20 protein-coding genes and 2 pseudogenes are annotated in these 23,279 nt (G+C 61.3%); 18 read left to right on the top strand and 4 right to left on the bottom strand.

The window, feature by feature from the left end; translation table 11 throughout:
* Positions 1-140: 140 nt before the first annotated feature.
* A complete protein-coding gene (locus ACP7AD_RS15150) occupies positions 141-848 on the bottom strand; it encodes a Crp/Fnr family transcriptional regulator (protein ID WP_426148580.1) in 708 nt (235 codons plus the stop codon).
* A gap of 344 nt (positions 849-1,192) precedes the next feature.
* Here ACP7AD_RS15150 and ACP7AD_RS15145 point away from each other — a divergent pair, with 344 nt between their 5' ends.
* The 12 genes and pseudogenes from ACP7AD_RS15145 to ACP7AD_RS15090 all read left to right on the top strand — a co-directional run bounded on the left by ACP7AD_RS15145 (position 1,193) and on the right by ACP7AD_RS15090 (position 15,165).
* Complete coding sequence (locus ACP7AD_RS15145; RefSeq protein WP_426148579.1) at positions 1,193-2,176, top strand: ABC transporter substrate-binding protein; 984 nt, start codon at positions 1,193-1,195, stop codon at positions 2,174-2,176.
* A 147-nt stretch (positions 2,177-2,323) separates the two neighbouring features.
* Complete coding sequence (locus ACP7AD_RS15140) at positions 2,324-4,270, top strand: AMP-dependent synthetase/ligase (RefSeq protein WP_426148578.1); 1,947 nt, start codon at positions 2,324-2,326, stop codon at positions 4,268-4,270.
* 10 nt (positions 4,271-4,280) lie between these two features.
* Positions 4,281-5,066, top strand: a complete 786-nt coding sequence (locus ACP7AD_RS15135; RefSeq protein WP_426148577.1) for an ABC transporter ATP-binding protein — start codon at positions 4,281-4,283, stop codon at positions 5,064-5,066.
* Between the two features lie 165 nt (positions 5,067-5,231).
* A complete protein-coding gene (locus ACP7AD_RS15130; protein ID WP_426148576.1) occupies positions 5,232-6,161 on the top strand; it encodes a branched-chain amino acid ABC transporter permease in 930 nt (309 codons plus the stop codon).
* Between the two features lie 30 nt (positions 6,162-6,191).
* Positions 6,192-7,268 (top strand): branched-chain amino acid ABC transporter permease, encoded by a 1,077-nt coding sequence (locus ACP7AD_RS15125; RefSeq protein WP_426148575.1) that lies wholly within the window; start codon positions 6,192-6,194, stop codon positions 7,266-7,268.
* A 66-nt stretch (positions 7,269-7,334) separates the two neighbouring features.
* Complete coding sequence (locus ACP7AD_RS15120) at positions 7,335-8,663, top strand: ABC transporter substrate-binding protein (RefSeq protein ID WP_426148574.1); 1,329 nt, start codon at positions 7,335-7,337, stop codon at positions 8,661-8,663.
* A 96-nt stretch (positions 8,664-8,759) separates the two neighbouring features.
* Positions 8,760-9,569 carry an ABC transporter ATP-binding protein gene (locus ACP7AD_RS15115; RefSeq protein ID WP_426148573.1) on the top strand — a complete coding sequence of 270 codons (810 nt, stop codon included), beginning with the start codon at positions 8,760-8,762 and terminating at the stop codon, positions 9,567-9,569.
* 275 nt (positions 9,570-9,844) lie between these two features.
* Positions 9,845-11,095: a phenylacetate--CoA ligase family protein gene (locus ACP7AD_RS15110; RefSeq protein ID WP_426148572.1), complete on the top strand. Its 1,251-nt coding sequence runs from the start codon at positions 9,845-9,847 to the stop codon at positions 11,093-11,095.
* A 513-nt stretch (positions 11,096-11,608) separates the two neighbouring features.
* Entirely contained in the window at positions 11,609-12,514 is a 906-nt protein-coding gene (locus ACP7AD_RS15105; protein ID WP_426148571.1) for a ferredoxin reductase family protein, read from the top strand.
* Positions 12,460-12,942 carry a hypothetical protein gene (locus tag ACP7AD_RS15100; protein ID WP_426148570.1) on the top strand — a complete coding sequence of 161 codons (483 nt, stop codon included), beginning with the start codon at positions 12,460-12,462 and terminating at the stop codon, positions 12,940-12,942. The genes ACP7AD_RS15105 and ACP7AD_RS15100 overlap by 55 nt, the downstream gene beginning before the upstream one ends.
* Positions 12,943-13,108: 166 nt before the next feature.
* A complete protein-coding gene (locus tag ACP7AD_RS15095; RefSeq protein ID WP_426148569.1) occupies positions 13,109-14,116 on the top strand; it encodes a tripartite tricarboxylate transporter substrate-binding protein in 1,008 nt (335 codons plus the stop codon).
* A gap of 130 nt (positions 14,117-14,246) precedes the next feature.
* Positions 14,247-15,165, top strand: a pseudogene (locus ACP7AD_RS15090) (Bug family tripartite tricarboxylate transporter substrate binding protein).
* Positions 15,166-15,244: 79 nt separating this feature from the next.
* On the opposite strand, the gene ACP7AD_RS15085 reads toward ACP7AD_RS15090, so the two are convergent.
* Positions 15,245-15,541 carry a DUF1840 domain-containing protein gene (locus ACP7AD_RS15085; protein WP_426148621.1) on the bottom strand — a complete coding sequence of 99 codons (297 nt, stop codon included), beginning with the start codon at positions 15,539-15,541 and terminating at the stop codon, positions 15,245-15,247.
* Positions 15,542-15,690: 149 nt separating this feature from the next.
* On the opposite strand from ACP7AD_RS15085, the gene ACP7AD_RS15080 reads away from it, so the two are divergent.
* Positions 15,691-16,443, top strand: a complete 753-nt coding sequence (locus tag ACP7AD_RS15080) for a 2OG-Fe dioxygenase family protein (RefSeq protein ID WP_426148568.1) — start codon at positions 15,691-15,693, stop codon at positions 16,441-16,443.
* On the opposite strand, the pseudogene ACP7AD_RS15075 reads toward ACP7AD_RS15080, so the two are convergent.
* Positions 16,435-16,761: pseudogene (locus ACP7AD_RS15075) on the bottom strand (cation:dicarboxylate symporter family transporter); the annotation flags it as partial. The gene ACP7AD_RS15080 and the pseudogene ACP7AD_RS15075 sit on opposite strands and share 9 nt — an antisense overlap.
* A 1,118-nt stretch (positions 16,762-17,879) precedes the next feature.
* On the opposite strand from ACP7AD_RS15075, the gene ACP7AD_RS15070 reads away from it, so the two are divergent.
* Entirely contained in the window at positions 17,880-18,893 is a 1,014-nt protein-coding gene (locus tag ACP7AD_RS15070; protein WP_426148567.1) for a hypothetical protein, read from the top strand.
* 131 nt (positions 18,894-19,024) lie between these two features.
* Here the strand turns inward: ACP7AD_RS15070 and ACP7AD_RS15065 are convergent, their stop codons facing one another.
* Entirely contained in the window at positions 19,025-19,441 is a 417-nt protein-coding gene (locus tag ACP7AD_RS15065) for a response regulator (RefSeq protein ID WP_426166200.1), read from the bottom strand.
* 461 nt (positions 19,442-19,902) lie between these two features.
* Here ACP7AD_RS15065 and ACP7AD_RS15060 point away from each other — a divergent pair, with 461 nt between their 5' ends.
* The 4 genes from ACP7AD_RS15060 (at position 19,903) to ACP7AD_RS15045 (ending at position 23,156) form a co-directional block, all read left to right on the top strand.
* Entirely contained in the window at positions 19,903-21,036 is a 1,134-nt protein-coding gene (locus ACP7AD_RS15060; RefSeq protein WP_426148565.1) for a sensor histidine kinase, read from the top strand.
* A 268-nt stretch (positions 21,037-21,304) separates the two neighbouring features.
* Positions 21,305-21,454, top strand: coding sequence for a hypothetical protein (locus ACP7AD_RS15055; protein WP_426148564.1), 150 nt, complete (start codon positions 21,305-21,307; stop codon positions 21,452-21,454).
* Positions 21,455-21,953: 499 nt separating this feature from the next.
* Positions 21,954-22,529: an RcnB family protein gene (locus ACP7AD_RS15050; protein ID WP_426148563.1), complete on the top strand. Its 576-nt coding sequence runs from the start codon at positions 21,954-21,956 to the stop codon at positions 22,527-22,529.
* A 387-nt stretch (positions 22,530-22,916) separates the two neighbouring features.
* Entirely contained in the window at positions 22,917-23,156 is a 240-nt protein-coding gene (locus ACP7AD_RS15045) for a helix-turn-helix transcriptional regulator (RefSeq protein WP_426148562.1), read from the top strand.
* The last annotated feature ends 123 nt before the right edge of the window (positions 23,157-23,279 follow it).

The following is a 23,279-nucleotide window of genomic DNA, read 5'->3' as shown; positions in this document are numbered from 1 at the left end:
AACGGGGTAGAAGAACGCTGGCGCCGCGTAAAGAAAGCGTAAAAATGCTGTCGCCGGCTGCGATGGCGCATTCAACCGTCAACGCTATTAATTTAATAGCTAAAAACACATGCGCAACCTGCGCAAAGCGTACTTTTTTCTTAAAAAATGCCGCAGCGCAGCGCCTTGAGGTCGAGCACCCGCAGGCCGCCGTATTCAACGCGAATAATGTCCTGCGCCTCCAGCGTTCGCAGTGACTCGTTGACCCGCTGGCGCGACAGGCCGACCAGGTAGGCCATCTCCTGCTGCGTGATGCGCAGCACCTCGCCCACGCCGGGATAGAGCACCGGATTGAACAGCGCTGCCAGGCTGCGCGCCACGCGCTGGTCGGGGTTGTTCATGCGGTCGATCTCGCGGGCAGAAATGAACTGGCCCAGGCGCTCGTTGAGCTGGTTCATCACGAAGCGATTGAAGCCGATGGAATGGTTAAGCAGCCAGTGGAAGCTTTCAACCGGCAAACCGGCCACCACGCTTTTGCGCAGCGCCTGGATGTTGTAGCGGTAGGGCTCATGCTTGAGCGCCGTGCCTTCGCCAAACCAGCCGCCGGGCGGCACGCCGGCAAAGGTCATGGTCAGGCCCTGGGCATTGTCGGCGCTCATCTTGAGCAGTCCTTCGACCACGCCGAACCAGTAGGTCACCGGCTTGCCGACGCGGCACACATAGTCGCCGGCCTGCGCATCGCCCACCAGCAGGCTCGTCACGGCGCGCGCGCGTTCATCCGGCCGCAGCAGGGCCAGCCACGGAATGCCCAGCAATTCGTCCGGCGTGGGCAGTCTGCGGCGCTGGTGAAGGGTCAGGTCAGTTGACATGGATCGTGAAGGTTTCTTCCAGCAGGAAAAGAAAAAGGGAAACCCTTGGATTGTCGTCATATAGACAATTAAATGTCAATTGAAAGCCTACCATCGGCACGCTTCAGGCTGCCCCAACCTCCACCCAACCCCTGAAAAGATGACCCATTTCATACCCGTCCCCTACACCGCCCGCTTTCACGCCGCGCTAGCAACACTGTCGCGCAGGGGTGTTCCGGGGGCTCTGGCCGCATGGCCCATTGCCATTCACACACCATTGCATGCGGATGACACCGGCCCGCTGAGGATTTTCCAGTCCACCGACCTGACGGGGCCGCTCGGCGACCTCGGCCAGGCCATGAACCATGGGGGCGAGAGCCTACTTTTCAGCCATCAATGCCCAGGGCGGCATCTATGGCCGCCTTATTGAGCTCAACGCGGTTGACGATGGCTACGACGTGCAGCGCGCACTGGCCAACGCGAAGGGTTTTATTGCGGAGCGCAGTTGCTTTGCCATCTTCAACTGCCTGGGCACCCCGATGGTCGAAGCCATGCTGCCGCAGGTCATGGCGTCAGGCATCCCGTTTTTTGCACCCTTTACCGGTGCCTTGTCGGCCCGTCCCAAGAACGCCCGCAATGTATTCAATATCCGCGCCAGTTATGCCGACGAAACAGCGTATCTGGTGCAGCACCTGGCCACCATCGGCATCAAGCGCATCGCCATCGTTCACCAGAACAACGCCTTCGGCAAGGACGTTGCCAGCGTGGCCAGGCAGCACATTGCCAGCAGCAAATTGACAGAAACGGCCATCGCCACCGTTGAAAATGATTCGTCGGACGCCACCGCAGCGGCGGCCAGAATTGCCGGCTCCCAGCCCGAAGCCGTCATCATGGGCCTGGCAGGAAAACCTACTGTCAATTTTGTAAAAGCCATTCGCCAGCAGCGCAAGGGACTGCAGCTTTACGCCCTGTCGGTCATGGGCGCCGCCGCCACGCTGAAAGCCATGGGTGATGACGCCACCGGCATCACCGTGTCGCAGGTCATGCCCTTGCCGGGGAACAATGTGCTGCCGCTGGTGCGCGAATTCCAGCAGGCCTGGAAGACCGCAGGCGTGGCGCTGGAGCCGTCGCACCTGGCGCTGGAGGGTTATGTCAATGCCCGGGTTTTTGCCGAAGTGCTGCGCCGGGCCGGGCGCAGCCCCACGCGCGGCAGTTTTATCGACAGCGCCTGGGCGATGAAGCGTTACGACCTGGGCGGCTTTGAGGTGAGCTTCACCGACTCTGCCCGGAGTGCCTCGCGCTTTGTAGAACTCAACATGGTTTCGCGCAGAGGCCGCTTTATCCGATAAAGGCAACGAACCACGGGCAGACCCCAGTAGGACTTACCCGTAAATTGTCATTGCAATGACAAGCGGACGTCAAATGCGGTCCTACTATTCATCACCTACTACCAGCTTTCATGAAAAAAAGCTGCCCAACCTGAAGACAAGGACCGGATGCAGACCACGTTCCCCCAATTGCTGCTCAAGCATGCCGCCGAGCGCCCGGCAGCGCCGGCCATGCGCGAAAAAGAATATGGCATCTGGCAGGCCCACAGCTGGTCCGCCCTGGCCGGCCTGGTCGAGCAGCTGGCGGCAGGACTGCACCAGGCAGGCCTCACGCGCGGTGAGCACATGGTGGTGATTGGCGCCAACCGCCCGCGCCTGTACGCCACCATGCTGGCGGTGCAGTCGCTGGGCGCGATTCCGGTGCCGCTGTACCAGGATGCGGTCGGCGCCGAATGCGTGTTTCCGCTGAACAATGCCGAAGTGCGCTTTGCCATGGTCGAGGACCAGGAGCAGGTCGACAAGCTGGTCGAAATCCGCGACCGCTGCCCGCAGATCTCGAACATCTACTACGACGACCCGCGCGGCCTTCGGACCTACAGCGAACCCGGCCTGCAATCGCTCGATGCGCTGATCGAGACAGGCGCCGCTTTTGCAAGCCTTCAGCCGCAGTGGTTCCGCAGCGAAATCGAAAAAGTCAAGCCGGGTGACGTGGCTGCGATGTTCTTCACCTCCGGCACCACCGGCAACCCCAAGGGCGTGGTGCACACCCACAGCACGCTGCTCGACCGCGCCACGGCCGGGGCCGAATTCGACAAGCTGACGAGTGCCGAGGAAGTGCTGGCCTATTTGCCGCCTGCCTGGATCGGCCAGAACATCTTCAGCTACGCCCAGTGGCTGGCCTGCGGCTACGTGGTCAACTGCCCCGAGTCGGCCAGCACCGTGACGATTGACCTGAAGGAAGTCGGGCCGACCTACTACTTTGCGCCGCCGCGTGTGTTCGAAGGCCTGCTGACCAGCGTGATGATCCGCATGGAAGACGCCGGCACGCTCAAGCGCAAGATGTTCGAGGCCTGCATGAACGTCGCCCGTCGCGTCGGGCCGGCGCTGATGAACGGCGAGTCGGTCGGCGCGCTGGACCGGCTGAAATACGCCATCGGCAATGTGCTGGTCTATGGCCCGCTGCGCAACAACCTGGGGTTCAGCCGGGTGCGCGTGGCTTACACCGCCGGCGAAGCCATCGGCCCCGACCTGTTCAGCTTTTACCGCTCGATCGGCATCAACTTGAAGCAGCTCTACGGCTCGACCGAGACCGCCGTGTTCGTCTGCCTGCAGCCTGACAACCAGGCGCGCGCCGACACCGTGGGCGTGCCGATTCGCGGCGTGCAGATCAAGGTCGCCGACAACGGCGAGATCATGGTCAAGTCGGCCGGTCTGCTCAAGGAATACTATAAAAATCCAACCGCCACGGCCGAGGTGCTGACCGCCGACGGCTGGTACCACACCAGCGACGCCGGCTTTCTCGACGCGCACGGCCACCTCAAGATCATCGACCGCGTGAAAGACGTGGGCCGCATCAAGGGTGGCGTCAACGACGGCGCGATGTTCGCGCCCAAGTATGTCGAGAACAAGCTCAAGTTCTTCCCCTTCATCAAGGAAGTCGTGGCGCTGGGCGACAAGCGCGACCGCGTCTGCGTCATGATCAACATCGACTTCGACGCCGTGGGCAACTGGGCCGAGCGGCGCAACCTGCCCTATGCCGGCTACACCGACCTGGCGCAAAAGCCCGAGGTGTACCAGCTCATGAAGGAATGCGTCGAGAAGGTCAATGCCGACCTGGCCAGCGATGCGCTGCTGGCCGGCAGCCAGGTCAGCCGCTTTTTGATCCTGCACAAGGAACTCGACGCCGACGACGGCGAACTGACGCGGACCAACAAGGTGCGACGCGGCTTCATCGCCGACAAGTACGGCGTGCTGGTCGAGGCGCTGTATGCCGGGCGCGCCGAGCAGTTCATCGAAACCGTCGTCAAGTTCGAGGACGGCCGCACCGGCAGCGTCAGCGCCACGCTCAAGCTGCTTGATGCCAAAACCTTTACCCCGGTCCAGGCCGCTGCTTGAACAAAAAACCATGACAAAAAAGAAGACCGGCGACGTCATTTTGGACGTCAACAACATCAGCCTGCGTTTTGGCGGCGTCAAGGCGCTGACCGACATTTCCTTCAACGTGAAGGAGCACGAAATACGCTCCATCATCGGCCCCAACGGCGCCGGCAAAAGCTCGATGCTCAACTGCATCAACGGCGTCTATACGCCGCAGGAAGGCTCGATCACCTTCCGTGGCAAGAAGTTCTCGCACATGTCCTCTCGCCAGGTGGCCGAAATGGGCGTGGCCCGGACTTTCCAGAACCTGGCGCTGTTCAAGGGCATGAGCGTGATCGACAACATCATGACCGGGCGCAACCTGAAGATCAGAAGCAACCTGCTGCTGCAGGCGCTGCGCATCGGCCCGGCCGAGCGCGAGGAAACCCGCCATCGCGAGTTTGTCGAAGGCATCATCGATTTCCTGGAAATCCAGGCCTTTCGCAAGACGCCGGTCGGCCAGCTGCCTTACGGCCTGCAAAAGCGCGTCGACCTGGGCCGCGCGCTGGCGATGGAGCCGCAGGTGCTGCTGCTCGACGAACCCATGGCCGGCATGAACGTCGAGGAAAAGCAGGACATGTGCCGTTTCATCCTCGACGTGAACGAGGAATTCGGCACCACCATCGTGCTGATTGAGCACGACATGGGCGTGGTGATGGACATTTCCGACCGCGTCGTGGTGCTCGACTACGGCAAGAAGATCGGCGACGGCGAGCCCGAAGAAGTCCGCGCCAATCCGGACGTGATCAGCGCCTACCTCGGCACCAGCCACTGATATGACCCCCACGCTTGTCGCTTCGCGTACTGCGCTGCCCCCCGAGGGGGCCGCTGCGCCTGCGGTCTGGCAAAGCCAGTCCCGCGGCCCCTGCTGGGGTGGGATGTTGCCCCCGCTTGCCACTTCGTGTGCTGCGCTGCACTGAATCTTTAGGAGTTTGATTAGATGGCATTTTTTCTTGAAACCTTGATTGGCGGCCTGATGGCCGGCATGCTGTATTCACTGGTCGCGCTCGGCTTCGTGCTGATCTACAAGGCATCGGGCGTGTTCAACTTCGCGCAGGGCGCAATGGTGCTGTTCGCGGCGCTGGCGATGGCGCGGTTCTCGGAGTGGATTCCGAGATGGACCGGCATCGACAACCTGTTCGTCGCCAACCTGATTGCGTTTGCGATTGCCGCCGTGCTGATGTTCGTCGTCGCATGGCTGATCGAGCGGCTGGTGCTGCGCCATCTGGTGAATCAGGAAGGCGCGACGCTCTTGATGGCCACGCTGGGCATTGCTTATTTCCTTGAAGGTCTGGGTCAGACACTGTTTGGCAGCGACATCTACAAGATCGACATCGGCATGCCGAAAGACCCGATCTTCATGCTGGACTCGGTGTTTCCAGGCGGCATCCTGATCAACAAGGAAGACGTGATTGCCGCCGCCATCGCCGCCAGCATGGTCATCCTGCTGAGCATCTTCTTCCAGAAAACCACCACCGGCCGCGCCCTGCGCGCCGTGGCCGACGACCACCAGGCGGCGCAGTCGATCGGCATTCCGCTCAACCGCATCTGGGTCATCGTCTGGTGCGTGGCCGGCGTCGTGGCGCTGGTCGCCGGAATGATCTGGGGCTCCAAGCTGGGCGTGCAGTTCTCGCTGACGACGATTGCGCTGCGGGCGCTGCCGGTGGTGATCCTGGGCGGCCTGACCTCGGTGCCCGGCGCGATTCTGGGCGGGTTGATCATTGGCGTGGGCGAGAAGCTGTCCGAGGTCTATCTGGGCCCGTTTGTCGGCGGCGGCATCGAGATCTGGTTCGCCTATGTGCTGGCACTGGTGTTTTTGCTGTTCCGTCCACAAGGCCTGTTCGGTGAAAAAATCATCGACCGTGTCTGACCTGAATAAAAAGAAGAACAAGGAAACCCCATGCTCTACCGCGAAAACGGCCAGTTCAAGACGACCTACCGGGCTGACCAGCAGATCTTCCCGATCACGCAGGACCGCATCGCCATTGGCCTGATGCTGCTGTTTGCTTTTGTCGCCGTGCCGCTGATGGCCAGCGACTACTTCTACGCCTCGATCTTGATTCCGCTGTGCATCATGTCGCTGGCGGCCATCGGGGTGAACATCCTGGTCGGCTATTGCGGCCAGATTTCGCTTGGCTCCGGCGCCTTCATGGCGGTCGGTGCCTACGGCGCGTACAACTTCTTCGTGCGCATTCCCGGCATGCCATTGATCCCGACGGTCATCCTGGGTGGTTTTTGCGCCATGGCCTTCGGCATTTTGTTCGGCCTGCCCAGCCTGCGCGTCAAGGGCCTGTACCTGGCGGTGGCCACGCTGGCGGCGCAGTTCTTCAGCGACTGGATGTTTTTGCGTATCAAGTGGCTGACCAACGATTCGGCCTCGGGTTCGGTGTCGGTCAGCCAGTTGCAGGTGTTCGGCCTGCCGATCCAGAGCCCGGTGTCCAAGTACCTGTTTTGCCTGACCCTCCTGGTGATCGTCGCGCTGCTGGCCAAGAACCTGGTGCGCGGCGCCATCGGTCGCGAATGGATGGCGATCCGCGACATGGACGTGGCGGCTTCCGTCATCGGCATCCGCCCCATGTACGCCAAGCTCAGCGCCTTTGCGGTCAGCTCCTTCATCATCGGCATGGCCGGCGCGCTGTGGGCCTTCGTGCACCTCGGTTCGTGGGAGCCGGCGGCGTTCTCGGTCGAGATCTCGTTCCGTTTGCTGTTCATGGTGATCATCGGCGGCCTGGGCTCGATCATGGGCGGCTTCTTTGGCGCGGCCTTCATCGTCGTGCTGCCGATTGCCCTGAACCGCTTCCTGCCGGCCTTCATGGGAATGTTCGGCATCGAGATTTCGACCGCCGGCGTGTCGCATGCCGAGCTGATGATTTTCGGCGGCCTGATCGTCTGGTTCCTGATCGTCGAGCCGCATGGCCTGGCCCGGCTGTGGTCGATGGCCAAACAGAAACTGCGTCTTTGGCCCTTCCCCCACTGAATGCATTCTTTGCAAGACCTTCGTTTTTTCACCGTGCTTCAACACTTTTATTCCAAGGAGACATCCATGAAGCTTTCTAAACTCGTCGTTGCCGCAGCCGTGGTCGCTGCCGGGGCGGCGTCGCTGTCCACCAGCGCCTTCGCGCAGGCCAAGGAGCAGTTCTTCCCGCTGCTGTCCTACCGCACCGGACCCTACGCACCCAACGGCACGCCCTGGGCCAACGGCAAGCAGGACTACATCAAGATGGTCAATGCCCGCGACGGCGGCATCAACGGCGTCAAGATCACCTTTGAAGAATGCGAAACCGGCTATGCCACCGACCGGGGCGTCGAATGCTACGAACGCCTGAAAAACAAACCCGGCGTGGCACTGATCGACCCGCAGGCCACCGGCATCACCTTTGCGCTGACCGAAAAAGTTCCGACCGACAAAATCCCGCTGATCACGCTGGGCTATGGCCTGTCGGTGGCGCAGGACGGCCAGGCCTTCAAGTGGAACTTTCCGCTGATGGGCAGCTACTGGACCGCCGCCGACATCCTGATCCAGCACATTGGCAAGAGCGCCGGCGGCCTGGACAAGCTCAAGGGCAAGAAAATCGCGCTGGTCTACCACGACAGCCCGTTCGGCAAGGAGCCGATTCCGCTGCTGCAGGAGCGGGCCAAGATGCATGGCTTCGAGCTGCAGATGCTGCCGGTCACCGCGCCCGGCGTCGAGCAGAAAGCCGCCTGGCTGCAGGTGCGCCAGAGCCGGCCTGACTATGTGCTGCTCTGGGGCTGGGGCGTGATGAACTCCACCGCCCTGAAGGAAGCGCAGGCCACCGGCTTTCCGCGCGACAAGCTGTACGGCGTGTGGTGGGCTGGCGCCGAGCCGGATGTGCGCGACGTTGGCGAAGGCGCCAAGGGCTACCAAGCGCTCGCGCTCAATGGCTCGGGCACCGAGTCCAAGGTCATTCAGGACATCATGAAAAACGTGCATGACAAGGGCCAGGGCACGGGACCAAAGGACGAAGTCGGCTCGGTGCTGTACACCCGCGGCGTGATCATCCAGATGCTGAGCATCGAGGCCGTGCGCCGGGCGCAGGAGCGTTTCGGCAAGGGCAAGGTCATGACCGGCGAACAGGTGCGCTGGGGCCTGGAAAACCTGTCGCTCGACCAGAAAAGGCTTGACGCTCTGGGTTTTTCCGGCCTGATGCGCCCGATTTCGACCAGCTGCGCCGACCACATGGGTTCGACTTGGGCGCGCGTGCAGACCTGGGACGGCAAGAAGTGGGCGATGAGTTCCGACTGGTACCAGTCGGACGACCAGATCATCAAGCCGCTGGTGAAAACCGGCGCCGACAAGTACCTGGCCGACAAGAAGCTGACACGCCGCACGGCAGCCGACTGCCAGTCCTGATGACTTGACCCTGTGCGGCTCCCCCGGGAGCCGCCAGGTGAAAGGTCTGCGGGCAGTCCTTTCACCTGGCACAGACAGATTGACAAGAGAAACCCTATGGAAACCAAAAAAATCGTTCTGAACGTCAACGGCATCGAGGTGATCTACAACCACGTGATCCTGGTCCTCAAGGGCGTCTCGCTACAGGTGCCCGAGGGCAAGATCGTCGCCATCCTGGGCGGCAACGGCGCGGGCAAGACCACGACGCTGCGCGCCATTTCCAACCTGCTGCAGGGCGAGCGCGGCGCTGTCACCAAGGGCTCGATTGAGCTGCGCGGCGAGCGCATCGAGAACCTGTCGCCCGCTGACCTGGTGCAGCGCGGCGTGGTGCAGGTCATGGAAGGCCGGCACTGCTTTGCCCACCTGAGCATCGAGGAAAACCTGCTGACTGGCGCCTACACGCGAAGCAATAAGGGCGAGATTGCCGCCAACCTGGAAAAGGTCTACACCTACTTTCCGCGCCTGAAGACGCGCCGCACCAGTCAAGCCGCCTACACCTCGGGCGGCGAGCAGCAGATGTGCGCGATTGGCCGCGCCATCATGACCAACCCGAGCATGGTGCTGCTCGACGAGCCGTCGATGGGCCTGGCGCCGCAGATCGTCGAAGAAGTGTTCAACATCGTCAAGGACCTGAACACCAAGGAAAAAGTCACCTTTTTGCTGGCCGAGCAGAACACCAACATGGCCCTGAAGTACTCCGACTACGGCTACATCATGGAGTCGGGTCGGGTGGTGATGGACGGTGTGGCCAGCGACCTGGCCAACAACGAGGACGTGAAAGAGTTCTACCTCGGCGTGGGCGGTGGTGAGCGCAAGAGCTTCAAGGACGTGAAAAGCTACAAGCGCCGCAAGCGCTGGCTGGCCTAGATGGCCCCGGGTGGAAGACCCCCACGGTCGCCCACTGCGTGTGGCTTCCTGCCCCCCGAGGGGGCCGCTGCGCCTGCGGCCCGGCAAAGCCGGTTCCGCGGCCCTGGCTGGTATGAAACCGCCGCCCTCCACGCTACTCGCAACGCGCTCTACGCTTATTCCGAACAAACATGGGCTGCTGCGCCTGCGGCCCTGGCTGGCCTGGGGTTGTCGCCTGCGCCAATGACTTCAACCCGTGCCCCCGCGTGCTTTAACGCTCAACCCAACACCCTTTCATGACATCACTCCACATGGATGCGCTGGAAACCCGCGCCCCGGCCGAACGCGAAGCGGCCCTGCTCGCCGCCCTGCCCGCGCAGATCGCCCACGCCCGCACCGCCTCGCCGGCTTTTGCCGACATCCTGGCTGGCATCGACCCGGCCACCATCACCAGTCGCGCCGCCCTGGCCGCGCTGCCGGTGACACGCAAGCACGAGTTGCTGGCGCGCCAGCAGGCGCAGCGGGCTGAAAACGTGTTCGGCGGCTTCAGCACGCTGGGTTTTGGCGCCGCCATGCCTCGCGTGTTTTCTAGCCCCGGCCCGATGTACGAACCCGAAGGCACGCGGCGCGACTACTGGCGCATGGCGCGCGCGCTGTACGCGGCGGGTTTCCGTCCCGGCGAGCTGGCGCACAACTGCTTTAGTTACCACTTCGTACCGGCCGGCTCGATGATGGAAAGCGGCGCGCATGCGCTGGGCTGCACCGTGTTCCCGGGCGGCACCGGCCAGACCGAGCAGCAGGTGCAGGCCATGGCCGAGCTGAAACCGGCGGGCTATATCGGCACGCCGAGTTTTCTCAAAATCATTGTCGAGAAAGCCGCCGAGATGAAGGTGGCACTGCCCAGCGTGACCAAGGCGCTGGTGTCGGCCGAAGCCTTTCCGCCGTCCCTGCGCGACTGGCTGGCCGAGCGCGGCATTGCCGGTTACCAGTGCTATGCCACCGCCGACCTGGGGCTGATTGCCTATGAAACCGAGGCGCGTGAAGGCTTGGTGATCGACGAAGGCGTGATCGTCGAGATCGTGCGTCCCGGCACCGGCGAGCCGGTGCCCGAAGGCGAAGTCGGCGAACTGGTCGTCACCACGCTCAACGCTGATTACCCGCTGATCCGCTTCGGCACCGGCGACCTGTCGGCGGTCTTGCCGGGCGCCTGCCCGAGCGGGCGCACCAACACCCGCATCAAGGGCTGGATGGGCCGGGCCGACCAGACCACCAAGGTGCGCGGCATGTTCGTGCATCCAGCGCAGGTGGCCGAGATTGCCAGGCGCTTTCCCGAGGTCATCAAGGCCCGCCTGGTGGTCAGCGGCGAGATGGCGAACGACAGCATGGCGCTGCAGGTTGAAACCACGTCTTCGCCATCCGGGCTGGACCAGCGCATCAGCGACGCGATTCGCGATGTCACCAAGCTGCGCGGCACGGTGCAGCTGCTGACCCCCGGCAGCCTTCCGAACGACGGCAAGGTCATCGAGGACGCGCGCAGCTATCAATAATTTCGTTTCCATTTCGATCCGGACTTGCAAAAAACCCACTCCCGCTTCGTATCTGCCGAGCTTGCCAGAGTGGTGAAAAACTTATCAGCAAGCGCAGCGGATTCATCATCAAATCAGCTTCAAGCCCTTTCATAAACCGCACAACATGCTATTGAAAAAAATAGCAGTGCTGAATCAGCCGGCCAGGCTCCCGGTGCATCGCGTGATTCCTGCGCGGGCGGGAACGGCTCCTGCCTGACGTTGAGATACATCAATGCGCGCCAGGATGCACCTGCATAAACTCATGTCCGCCATGGGCAAGCGCCGTGGTGCTTCGAGACCCGCAAGCTGGTCTTGTGCGATGCGTCTGTGTTATCGGACAACCTATGTGTCGGCCCTACCCAACGGAGGTCAAACGCCCTGTCGGCCTTGGCGGCCCAGGCAAGGAGGCTGCTGAAGCACGCACCCTGAACATGGGATACCTGCTTTCGAGGCGTCCGCAAACGACCCGTCGGGAACCATGAAAGACCGAACATGAAGCGCATCCAACTCACTTTCTGGGCCTTGCTGGCCGCGTGCTCAGCGCTGTGGCTGCTGGCCGATACGTTTGTGCCATCCACAGTTAACTTCTTTTCGCTGCGTGGCGTGTTCATTCAATACACCGGCGTCATCGGCATCGGCGCCATGAGTGCGGCCGTGTGGCTTGCCGCCAGACCGAAATGGCTGGAGCCGCGACTGGACGGGCTTGACAAGATGTATCGCCTGCACAAGTGGCTGGGCATCGCGGGCCTGGTCCTTGCCATCACGCACTGGTTATGGGCGCAGGGGGCGAAGTGGATGGTGGGCTGGGGCTGGCTGGTACGCCCGGCGCGGGGGCAACGGGCACAAGGTGAGGTAGTCGGTCCGATTGAGCAATTCTTTCGCAGCCAGCGCGACCTGGCCGAGTCGCTGGGTGAATGGGCCTTTTATGCGGCCGTGGTGCTGATTGCACTGGCCCTGATCAAACGCTTTCCGTACCGCCAGTTCGTCAAGCTGCACAAGTGGCTGGCCGTGGTCTATCTGGTGCTGGTATTTCACTCGGTGGTGCTGATGAAGTTCAGCTATTGGACCCAGCCGATTGGCGTTGTCATGGCGCTGTTGATGGCGGGCGGCACAGTGGCGGCGCTGATGTCCCTGTCCGGCCGCATCGGCGCGGGCCGCCAGACCAAGGGCACGATCGAATCGCTGACCTACTACCCCGAATTGCGCGTACTTGAGACGGCCATCAAGCTGCAGGAAGGCTGGAGCGGGCATGAGGCCGGGCAATTTGCATTCGTGACCTCCGACCGGCGCGAAGGCGCCCACCCTACACCATCGCCTCGGCATGGACTGGCGACAGGCGCATCGTGTTCATCACCAAGGCGCTGGGCGACCACACGAGCAGCCTGCAGCAGCGCTTGAAAACAGGCGACGCAGTGACCGTCGAAGGCCCTTATGGATGCTTCAATTTTATCGACCCGCGTCCGCGCCAGATATGGGTCGGCTGCGGTATCGGCATCACGCCTTTTGTCGCCCGCCTGAAGACGCTGGCCAACGCGCCGGGGTACCAAGTCATCGACCTTTTCCACACCACCGCCGATTACGAGCAGGCCGCCATCGACAAGCTCAAAGCCGATGCCCGGGCCGCCAACGTGCGCCTGCACCTGCTGGTCAGCAGGACGGACGGCAGGCTGAATGCAGCGCGCATCCGCGCTGCAGTGCCCGAGTGGCCGTCGGCCAGCATCTGGTTCTGCGGTCCCGGCACCTTTGGACAGGCCCTGCGCCGGGACTTCGTGGCAGCCGGGCTGGCGCCTGAGGACTTCCACCAGGAACTGTTCGAAATGCGCTGAGGGCAGCCCATGTGCATGCGCGGCACGGGCCTGATGCCTCTATGTCCTTGCTGGCGTCGTGCACCAAGGGTTTGCAGCCGGGAGATCGCAGATTCCTAAGTAGTTTCCGCGATGCGCTGGACCAGGTCCGCATCTAGACTACACCCTTCATTCCAAGGAAATGTTCATGAAACGCCTGTCAGTTCTTGCCGCCGCTGCGGTCACCCTCCTCTCGGCTTTTTCGGCTTTCTCGGCCGGCGCCCAAACCTTTCCCGGCTCCAAGCCCATCACCTTCGTCGTGCCCTTTGCCGCAGGCGGCCCGACCGACCGCGTGGCGCGCGACCTGGCCGAAGCCATGCGCAAGTCCATGGGCGGCGGCGCCAACTTCGTGGTGGAAAACGTCAACGGCGCCGGCGGCACGATTGGCGCCAACAAGGTGGCCAAGGCGTCGCCCGACGGCCACACGCTGCTGCTGCACCACATCGGCATGGCGTCCTCGCCCAGCCTGTACCGCAAGCTGCAGTTCAAGCCGCTGGAAGACTTCGAATACCTCGGCCTGATCAACGAAGTGCCGATGACGCTGATCGGCAAGCCGCAGCTTGAAGCCAAGAACTACCGCGAACTCGAAGCCTACATCCGCGCCAATGCCGGCAAGCTCAACATCGCCCATGCCGGGCTGGGATCAGCCTCGCACCTGTGCGGCCTGATGTGGCAGTCGGCCATCAATGCCACGGAGGCGATGACGACGATTCCGTTCGGCGGCACCGCGCCGGCCATGAATGCGCTGGTCGGCGGCCAGGTGGACATGATGTGCGACCAGACCACCAACACCACCGGCCAGATCGAAGCCGGCCGCGTCAAGGCCTATGCGGTCACGACATCCAAGCCCCTGACCAGCAACAAGCTGCTCAAGGACCTACCGACCCTGCAGCAGGCGGGCCTGAAGGGTTTTGACCTGACGATCTGGCACGGCCTGTACGCGCCCAAGGGCACGCCGCCTGCCGTGCTGGCGCAGATCAACGCCGCTTTGAAAAAGGCGCTCAAAGACCCCGACTTCATCAAGAAACAGGAAGGCCTGGGCGCCGTGGTGGTGGCCGACAACCGTGTCGAGCCTGCCGCGCACAAGGCTTTCGTGACGTCCGAGATCAGCAAGCTCAAGCCGGTGATTGAAGCCGGCGGCAAGTTCGCCGACTGACACGCCCTGCGCGTTCCATCAAGCCGCCCGGTGAATGCCTGGCGGCTTTTTTCATGCCCGGATTAACCCTGTTGAAAGTGCCGCCCGCCAAGGCTAAGGTTGCCCCACAACACAAACGGAGACCCTGTTGATGCATTTTTTCAAGCCAAATCGCCGTTCCGCGCTTATTTACATTGCACTGACAGCTATTATTTATGTAGCAAATCCGGTCATGGCCCAGAGCACATGGCCGGCGCGCCCGGTCAAGATCGTGGTGCCGTTTGCGCCCGGCGGCACCACCGACATCCTGGCCCGCGCGATGGCGCCCGAATTGCAAAAGGCCTTTGGCCAGCCCTTCGTGGTGGAAAACCGCGCCGGCGCGGGCGGCAACATTGGCGCCGACGTGGTGGCCAAGTCGGCGCCCGACGGCTACACGCTGCTGATGGGAACCGTCGGCACGCACGGCATCAACAAGGCGCTTTACAGCAAATTGGCTTTCGATCCGCAAAAGGACTTTCGCCGATCACGCTGGTGGCCGGCGTTCCCAATGTCATGGTCGTGAACGCCGAAAAAGCCAGGGCTGCCGGGATCAACAACGTGGCCGATTTCATCCGCGTGGCCAAGGCCAGCCCGGGCAAGCTGAACATGGCGTCCAGCGGCAACGGCACCTCGATCCACATGGCTGGCGAGCTGTTCAAGACCATGAGCGGCACCTACATGATCCATTTCCCCTGCGGCGGCTCGGGCCCGGCCCTGATGTCGCTGGCGGGCGGCGACATGGATGTGATGTTCGACCTGCCCTCGTCAATGCAACTGATCAAATCTAGCAAGCTCAAGGCGCTGGCCGTGACCAGCGCGCAGCGCTCGGCCGCGCTGCCCGATGTGCCGACGGTTGAAGAGGCGGGCGGCCCGGCGCTCAAGGGCTTCGAGGCCAGCTCCTGGTTCGGCCTGCTGGCACCCGCCGGCACGCCGCCAGAGGTCATCAGCCGCATCCAGCAGGAAGCGGCCAAGTCGCTGAACACGTGAAATGGGCGAAGGTGGTGAAGACCTCAGGGGCCAAGGTGGATTGACGAGGCGCTTGCCGCCAGACGCACAAAAGCCCCGTTGCCGGGGCTTTTTCAGTTCAGCGCAGTGACGGCTTGGGCAGGCTTAAACGCCCCAGACCACTTCCTGGCCCGCCTTGATGTTCCAGCGCAGCATGTCGATGAAGGGCTTGGCGCGCTGGTGCAGGCCGACGCCTTCGGGCAGGCCTTCGCCGTCCTTGTCATCGCCCGACTCTTCGAGCGTGATCGCGGCCTTCAGCGCCTCGATGGCGGCTGGCATCTGCTCGGGCAGGATGATGCCGCGCGGGCCGGGCGTCTTGCCGATGATTTCCAGCATCTGCCGGCCATTGGACTCCAGCATGATCACGTCACCCATATTTTTTGACTTGAATCGGTACAGCATTGAATGCGCCTCCTTGGGTTGAAACATCAAAACTCATTATCCGCAGCTTTGCACGGCTTGTATGTAGGTCGGATTCATTTCTCGCGGCATGGCCCAGAGCCCGCAAACCGCCTGCCACGGTCTAGCCCGCATCAAGCAAAATAGCAAGCATGTTCAATATTGCCACCGTTCAAAAACCCGCCGACCAGGCCCTGCGCCAGGACGGACTGAGCCTGCTTGCGCCAGCTGATCTCACCGCCAGCCTGAAGCTCGATGCGCCGCAGTGGCAGCAGGGCTGGAATGACCTGACCGCTTCCTGGGACCGATTGCCGCCCGACGCGCACCTGAAGGATGGCGGCCACTACCGGCGCCGCCGCCATGCCTGCTTGGTGCAGGAACTGGCCAGCGGCACGCTTGAGCAGACGCCGCACCGGGCGCACTGGCAGCCAACCGACTACAACGCGCTGCATGGCGGTTTTGAGCGCTGGTTTGACCCGGTCGAGCCGGCCGTGGCCGAGGCGCCGGCATGGCGTGAACTGCTGGCCAGCCTGGGCCGCCTGTTCGCGCAGGTCAAGGCGGTGCCGCGCTGGTTCATCGAGGCACACCAGTTCCGCATCGACACCACCGAAGGCGTGGGCCGGCCGACGCCCGAGGGCGCGCACCGCGACGGCGTCGATTTCGTCGTCGTGTTGCTGGTGGCGCGGCGCGGCGTGAAAGGCGGCGAAACCCGCGTCTTCGATGCCCACGGCCCGCACGGCATGCGCTTTTTGATGCAGGAGCCGCTGACGGCGCTGCTCATGGACGACGAGCGGGTGATTCACGAAACCACGCCGATCTTCCCGGCCGACGGCCAGGACCGCCAGGGCGGCGTGCGCGACACGCTGGTGCTGACCTACCGGGCAGAAGGCTTTCAGTCGCCTTGAAAGACAGGCGACGGCCGTGAACAAGACGTCAGTCAATGAATTGAGCGCGGTTTCCGCCGAGTTGCTGCACCACGCTGATGACAAAGCCGGTCGCCACCACCTGCATGGCCACGTCAGCCGAAATGCCGAACAGGCTCAGCGCCATCGGAATCACGAGCAGCGAGCCGCCCGCCACGCCGGAACCCCCCGCAGGCGGCCAGCGAAGCCACCACACAGCAACCATGCCGTGGGAATGTCGACGCTGATGCCCAGCGTGTGCGCCGCCGCCAGCGTCATCACGGTGATGGGGATGGCCGCGCCGGCCATGTTGATGGTCGCGCGATGGAAGTCATGTCAGGGTTTTCATAGTTCAGGGTTGCAGCTTTGGCCGCCAGTTTTGAGTGTGGCTTTGCGCTTGATAGCATTTTCGGCATGGGCAGGGCGCATGTTCTGCTGAAAACGCGCTTGACGAAATTAGTTCAACCCTAAGCAATCGGGGGCGCCAGCCTTCGCATGCACTATGAAATTCATGCTCCCGCGCATATTCCAGGCGGGCCACTAGCTATCAAATCAAGAGCAGATGGATCGTCGTCTATTCAACCGTTACGCCAGGCCAAGCGGTGCGCATTCCCGACGGTTTGCGCTGTTCCCTGCGGCCCTGTCTGCAGACTCCTTCGCAAACACCCTGATCATCAGACCATGGGCCGGAACTTTCCGGCGATGACCTGCAGGCAGGTGGCGGCGCTGGCCGAGGCACGGGCGAAAAACCGCCAAGACTGAACAGCCGCTTTCAAGGCGGATCGATTCAGTTCATTTTTACTGGATCGCAACAAGTTGTTGCGGGCGGTTCACGCTGCGTTAACACAATCACGGACAGAAATACTTTGTTTCGGAGGCGGTGAAAAGGCACTGCCGGCTCGCGGCGGAGCCGTTTCTTCCCCCGTCCGCGTCCGTGCAATACGTTTTTTGCGCCCTTGCAGCAGACTTGATACACGGCGATATAGCCACCCTATGTTGCTGTTACTCGCTATTTCTATAGAAACTGTGTGTTACCTCATTCGGGTTGACCCTCAACAGCCCGACAGACAAAATCCGCTCACTTTTCGTTCACCGGCTCATTTGCCACTTTCGAACGGATTGCAGTCTGGGGAAAGCATTGCTTGATGGCGCGTGCATTGCCTTGGCTTCGTCGCCCGGCGCCAGACTGAATTTTCAGCGCTGGCTGAACGTCAGGCTCCTGTTTAATCCGCAGTTATTCGGTTCATTCATTGGATCAAATGATCCTTCCACGCCCAAAATTCAACATGATGCATTCACGTCCCCAATTCAAATCGATCACCAAAGCCCTGACTGGCGCCCTCTTGCTTTGCCTGGGCCAGGCAGCCAGCGCGACCGAGGTCACCCCGTTTTTTCATTCATGGGGCGGCTCGTTGGTTGATGCGAAGCAATCCGTCGGCATGAACAGTGCAATCCTTGCATTTGCCACCACCAACGGCAGCTGCGCCCTGGTTACCGATCTCACGAACAAGCTCCCCGATGCGCGCAATTTCGTCGCGGCTGGCGGACGACTTCTTGTTTCGTTCGGCGGCGCGGAAGGCGTGTATGCCGAAATTGCCTGCAAGAACGACGACCAGCTGTTCAGCCTGATGGAAAAGCTGATGAGCGACGCGAATACCCGCCGCTTCGATTTCGACATTGAAGGCCCCCAGTTGAAGAATGTGGAAGGCACGGCCCGCAGAGCACGTGTTCTGGCGCGTCTCCAGGCGAAGTATCCCGACCTGTATGTTTCCTTTTCATTGCCAGGCTGGCTGCTGGGCCTTGGCTCCGATGCCATGAATTTGCTGAACACGACCGTGGAGGCAGGCGTGCGAATCGACATGGTCAATGTGATGACGCAGAGCTTCGGCGTCGATAACCTGCGGACCATGGTGTCGCCTTCCACGGTGGGCGAGGCATCGCTCATGACGGTCCGCGCCGTGGCCAACCAGATGACATCGGTCTTTCGGAGCAAGACCCAGGGACAGATCTACGCCATGATGGGGATCACGCCCATGATTGGCAAGAACGACGATGGCGCGACCTTCACCCTGGACGATGCGCAAACGGTTGCCAACTTTGCCAGGCAAAACGGCCTGGGCCTTATTTCCTACTGGTCATTTCAGCGAGACCGCGCGCAAGCCCACAATGGCTCGAACAACCTGAGCTCATTCAGCGGTGTGGCGCAATCCGATTTCCAGTTCTACAACATCTTTAAATCTGCCGGCGGCGGCGCTGTGACCGCAGCCGCAGCCCCGACGCAGGCACGGGCCGCAGCGCAAACATGCAGCGCCTCGAACTGGAACGAGGGCAAGCAGTACGCGGCTGGCAGCGTCGTGTCCTACCCGGACAGAAAGCTGTACATCGCCAAAGTCTCCAACCCTGGCTACGACCCGACCATCAGCACCTACTACTGGTCGCAGTACGTCTGCTAAGGGTTTTCTGAACCTGTGGGCCAATACCTGGACCTGGCTTGGCCACGGGTTTAAAAATGTGCAAAGCCCCAAGTTCGGTGAAGGGGCTTGGGCGAATGCACCGGCTTGAAGTCGCGCACATGGCAGTGTTTTCAATTCGCCAAGCGAGAAAAGCTTTCACCTTCTGGCGGATCCTGATGATGCGCGCCTTCCTCGAACACGTAAGTCGTGAACTCATCAAGCTCGGTTGACTTGTCAAAAAACGCATCGGCGCCCGCGGACATGCAAAGTTCGCGCATTTGCGGAGTCGGGTAATTCGTCAGGACGACAATTTTCTGCGAATCCGTCGGGTTGAGGTGCTTGATCACCTGCAAGCCATTGCCCTGGGCCAGCCACAGGTCCACCACCGCCACGTCCCAGGAAAACCTGTGTGCGTTCAGCCACCGGCATGCTTCGCCTTCAGTCCCCGACGAGCCGATCACCTTGGTATCGGTCAGCTCCTCCAGCGCTTCGGCAAGCCATTTAAGAATGATCGGGTTGTCTTCAACAAGATAGATTCTCAACTGCATAAACAAGGGTAGCCAACGCCCGGCGGGCATTGGTAGGACACCGGCCTTTCTGCGCCTAAGGTTGATACGCCCGTTGTGCATTTTTTTGTCCGCAGGCGGGGCATCCGCTGCGCACCCGGCATCGCCCGCCCGCCAGGTATGTACGCCAACGCACATACATGTTTCATGTCAACGTGTAGAGTCCGGCGGCAAATCTTCGACGCGACAGTCTTGGCATTCGTTTTAGCCAGCAAACATATTTTTAACATCAAATATGCCTCTAGCGCACTAACAGCATGCGCAAGCAGCTATAAATTAAGTAGCGAGAAGCAGTAAATGTCTTGAGCGTCGTGGTACAGGGCCGGGGCGGTTTCGCTCTGGCCGTCACGGGATTGACGCAGCGAGCGTGCTGGGTCATCAAAGAATCGGTGGCGCCTGTCCATCGCAAGCAAACGGCTTGAAACGCCAGGAATATCGACCCCATGATGAACGAATTTTTAGCCAATAATCGCGACAACCTGATTGCCAGGTGCATTGAAAAGGTCGCCCAAAGACCGAAACGGGCTGCCACCACGGAGCAATTGAAAAACGGCATCCCGATGTTCATCGACCAGCTGACCAGAACACTGAAGGCCGAGCAACGCAATGAAGACGCGACCAGCCTTCAGATTTCCGGCCCGGCGGGCGGCGATGCCTCTAAGTTGTCTGAAATGGGGCTGACTGCGGCGGCGCATGGCAAGGCCTTGCTGCACCTGGGCTACAGCGTGGACCAGGTCGTGCATGATTATGGCGACTTGTGTCAGGCCATCACGGACCTGGCCTTCGAGCGGGACGCGCCTTTCAGCATCGACGAATACCGAACCTTGAACCGTTGCCTGGACAATGTCATGGCCGATGCCGTGAGCGAATTCAGCGCCCAGCGTGACGCGGCCCTCATGGTGCAGCAAAGCCTGCAGGAGAACGAGCAGTTCGGCTTTTTGATGCACGAGCTGCGCAATGCGCTTGGAACAGCAAGCCTTGCGGTCAGAGCCATGGAGATGGGCAACCTGACCCTGGCAGGCGCCACCGGCGCGGTGTTAAAGCGCAGTCTTGCGTCCATGGCCAGACTCATCAGCAACGCCCTGGCCGAGGTGGCCGTCAAAAGCGCAGTGCCCGGTCAAACGCAGCCCATCTCGCTGGCGGCTTTCATCGCCGACGCCAAAAGCGACGCCGACCTGGATGCGACCACGCGCGGGTGCCGTTTCACCGTGGCCCACGTGGACCCAAGCCTGGGCATCGAGGTCAACCGCGACCTGATGCTGGCTGCGCTGATGAACTTGCTGCACAACGCCTTCAAGTTCACGCACCGGCATACCGAGGTGACGCTGGAGGCGTACGCCGTAGGCGAGCGCATCTTGATCGATGTGAAGGACCACTGCGGCGGCCTGCCCCCCGGAAACGCCGAAAAGATGTTCACCCCGTTCAGTCAGCGCAGCGGTGACAGGACGGGCATGGGCCTGGGCCTGTCCATTGCCCGAAAAAGTGTCGAGGCCGACGGCGGCACCTTGAGCGTTCGGGATGTGCCGGGTGCGGGATGCATTTTCACCATCGACCTGCCGCGCCACTCGCTGGGGTAAACAGCATCGGGCGGCGCAGTGCGCGCGTCGCTGATGCCACGCTGACGCCCGTTGGCGACGCCTCTTCAACAAGGCACGGCCGCTCAAAACCCATGCCAGGGCGTGAAGGGCTTCAAGGAAACTGGCCGCTCAAGGTACATCACCGATTTGGAATTCGACCAGGTGAAGGCGCAGGCGCATTTCACTGTGGCGGATGCCATGGATATGGCTTTGCTGACCGGGCAGCGGCCCGCTGATGTGCTCAAGCTCAAGCGGACAGACATTTGAGATGGTGCAGAACAAAACCGGCGCACGCCTGGGTATTGAGATTACCGGCAAACTGGCGGCAACTATTGCCAAAATCAACCAACGGCCACGACACGCAATTAGTGCTTATCTCGGGGTTCAGCCGACTCAAGGCTGGCAAGGGCTTCATTGACAGGATAGTGTTTGGGCATGGTGTGCTCGCGGTGTGAATTGGTTTTGACAAAGCAAAGCCCTATGACGATTTCCGTCATAGGGCGCGTAAAGTGAAATGCTGATGCTTGGCAGTTATTGCCGATTGGCCTTGCGGCTTATCGCCGGTAACGCAAGGAAAAGGACACATCGAGGCTGATGAAGGGCTTTGGGCTTGATGGGATGGCTGGAATCAACCATGAAAATAATATATCCCCCAACTCCGACTTGATTCGGCAACGCTTTGCGGCCGGGATATGGACTTGGTAGGCAGGCTTTCAAGGCGAGCTTTACCGCCTGCTGACACAACTGGCACACCGGCACGGTGAACAGGGCGGCTGCGTGTCGGAATGCCGGCTACCCCCTGCCCCGAACAAGTCGAGCCAAGCGGGGCGGTAACATGCGGGCGCGTCCTACAGACGCCGATCAGTGGCCGCGTGAAGCTAACTGATGAGCTTATTTCGAACTTAATGGATTCCACAATGACCCGCTTCCTGCACTCCACGACCCCACGCCGCATTGTCGCGCTGGCCATAACCTCCCTTTTTTTTGCGGCAGCTCCTAGCTTTGCCAAGGACCACGGTGACGAGGAAAATGGCGAGGGAAAACACGCGCAGAAGGAATACCAAAAAGCCCAAAAACACGCTGAAAAAGAATATGCCAAGGATCGCAAGGATGATCACAAGCAGTATGAAAAGGATCAGAAGCAGGCCGAAAAGCGTCAGCGTGAAGACATTAAGGAAGGCCGCTACTTCGATGACCGGCAACGTACCTCTGTGCGCCAGTACTACACCCAGACCTACGGCAATGGCAAAAACTGCCCACCGGGACTGGCCAAAAAGCACAATGGCTGCATGTCTCCGGGGCAATCCAAAAACTGGCAAGTCGGCCAGCCTGTGCCCAGGGGCGTGACGGTTTACGCGGTGCCTCAGCCCGTGATTCGCCTGCTGCCGCCGGCCCCATACGGCTATCGTTACGCCCAAATCGGCGGCGATATCGTCTTGGTGCAGCAACAAAACAACCTGATCGTGGACATCATCATCGGCCTGCTCGGCTGATCTGATTCGAGCAGCCGACGCAGCGGGTATCACGGGCAAAGCAGCAGTGACACCTGTGGGGGCACGTTAAGCGCTGCCTACCCGATTGCCGTCAGCGGCTGGGTATTGGGACACGGTACGTTGGTGAATAGGCGGTCAACCTCCCGAACACCTGATGGTTGATACCGGCACAGCCGATACACCGGCACCACGAACACGCCTGATCCGTGTCGGTGTGCCAGCCGTGTCAGTGAAAAATATCCATCGCAGGTCAGGGACAGAGTAGCGGTCATGAACCGTCGTCTCATTCTGCTGAAAACATTCAGCCGCCCCAAACCGTCATCTTTTGTCACCTTTGGCGCGAACAAATGATCAGCAAATATCTGCTGTCATTACAAAGGACAAAAAATGACCCCCAACTCTCTCCAATCGACTGCCTGGCTTGCCAAACGGCTGGGCCTGTCGGTCACCACCATCGAGCGGCTTCGTGCGCAAAGCCCTGCCGACATTCCCCCTCACATCATGATCGGTAGTTCCATCAAGTACGACGGGGCAGCCGTGGAGGCTTGGATTCAAGCCCGGCTTCAGCCTGTGGCAGTCCAGCCGTCAGCAGGAGCGCGTCATGAGCAACCCATCGCGGGCGTTTGACCCTTCCCGCTTCGTCGCCACCTCGGCCGGCCGGGTGCCTGGCGTTCTGACCTTGCCCCTGAAAAACGTATCCCTTGCTGAGTGGTTCAATTCAGACAAGGAAAACGGAAATGGCAAAAATAT

Source organism: Polaromonas sp. DSP2-3-2b2 (assembly GCF_049895905.1).
Classification (GTDB): domain Bacteria; phylum Pseudomonadota; class Gammaproteobacteria; order Burkholderiales; family Burkholderiaceae_C; genus Polaromonas.
The sequence above is the reverse complement of the archived record's forward strand: the minus strand, read 5'-3'. Positions and strand labels throughout refer to the sequence as shown.

Coding starts and splice junctions, on each gene's coding strand:
- ACP7AD_RS15125 (WP_426148575.1), top strand. CDS start 6,192: ATGCTCTACCGCGAAAACGGCCAGTTCAAGACGACCTACCGGGCTGAC.
- ACP7AD_RS15055 (WP_426148564.1), top strand. CDS start 21,305: ATGGTGCAGAACAAAACCGGCGCACGCCTGGGTATTGAGATTACCGGC.
- ACP7AD_RS15050 (WP_426148563.1), top strand. CDS start 21,954: ATGACCCGCTTCCTGCACTCCACGACCCCACGCCGCATTGTCGCGCTG.
- ACP7AD_RS15120 (WP_426148574.1), top strand. CDS start 7,335: ATGAAGCTTTCTAAACTCGTCGTTGCCGCAGCCGTGGTCGCTGCCGGG.
- ACP7AD_RS15150 (WP_426148580.1), bottom strand. CDS start 848: ATGTCAACTGACCTGACCCTTCACCAGCGCCGCAGACTGCCCACGCCG.
- ACP7AD_RS15085 (WP_426148621.1), bottom strand. CDS start 15,541: ATGCTGTACCGATTCAAGTCAAAAAATATGGGTGACGTGATCATGCTG.
- ACP7AD_RS15145 (WP_426148579.1), top strand. CDS start 1,193: ATGGGGGCGAGAGCCTACTTTTCAGCCATCAATGCCCAGGGCGGCATC.
- ACP7AD_RS15060 (WP_426148565.1), top strand. CDS start 19,903: ATGATGAACGAATTTTTAGCCAATAATCGCGACAACCTGATTGCCAGG.
- ACP7AD_RS15095 (WP_426148569.1), top strand. CDS start 13,109: ATGAAACGCCTGTCAGTTCTTGCCGCCGCTGCGGTCACCCTCCTCTCG.
- ACP7AD_RS15135 (WP_426148577.1), top strand. CDS start 4,281: ATGACAAAAAAGAAGACCGGCGACGTCATTTTGGACGTCAACAACATC.
- ACP7AD_RS15115 (WP_426148573.1), top strand. CDS start 8,760: ATGGAAACCAAAAAAATCGTTCTGAACGTCAACGGCATCGAGGTGATC.
- ACP7AD_RS15130 (WP_426148576.1), top strand. CDS start 5,232: ATGGCATTTTTTCTTGAAACCTTGATTGGCGGCCTGATGGCCGGCATG.
- ACP7AD_RS15110 (WP_426148572.1), top strand. CDS start 9,845: ATGACATCACTCCACATGGATGCGCTGGAAACCCGCGCCCCGGCCGAA.
- ACP7AD_RS15065 (WP_426166200.1), bottom strand. CDS start 19,441: ATGCAGTTGAGAATCTATCTTGTTGAAGACAACCCGATCATTCTTAAA.
- ACP7AD_RS15045 (WP_426148562.1), top strand. CDS start 22,917: ATGACCCCCAACTCTCTCCAATCGACTGCCTGGCTTGCCAAACGGCTG.
- ACP7AD_RS15105 (WP_426148571.1), top strand. CDS start 11,609: ATGAAGCGCATCCAACTCACTTTCTGGGCCTTGCTGGCCGCGTGCTCA.
- ACP7AD_RS15080 (WP_426148568.1), top strand. CDS start 15,691: ATGTTCAATATTGCCACCGTTCAAAAACCCGCCGACCAGGCCCTGCGC.
- ACP7AD_RS15140 (WP_426148578.1), top strand. CDS start 2,324: ATGCAGACCACGTTCCCCCAATTGCTGCTCAAGCATGCCGCCGAGCGC.
- ACP7AD_RS15070 (WP_426148567.1), top strand. CDS start 17,880: ATGAACAGTGCAATCCTTGCATTTGCCACCACCAACGGCAGCTGCGCC.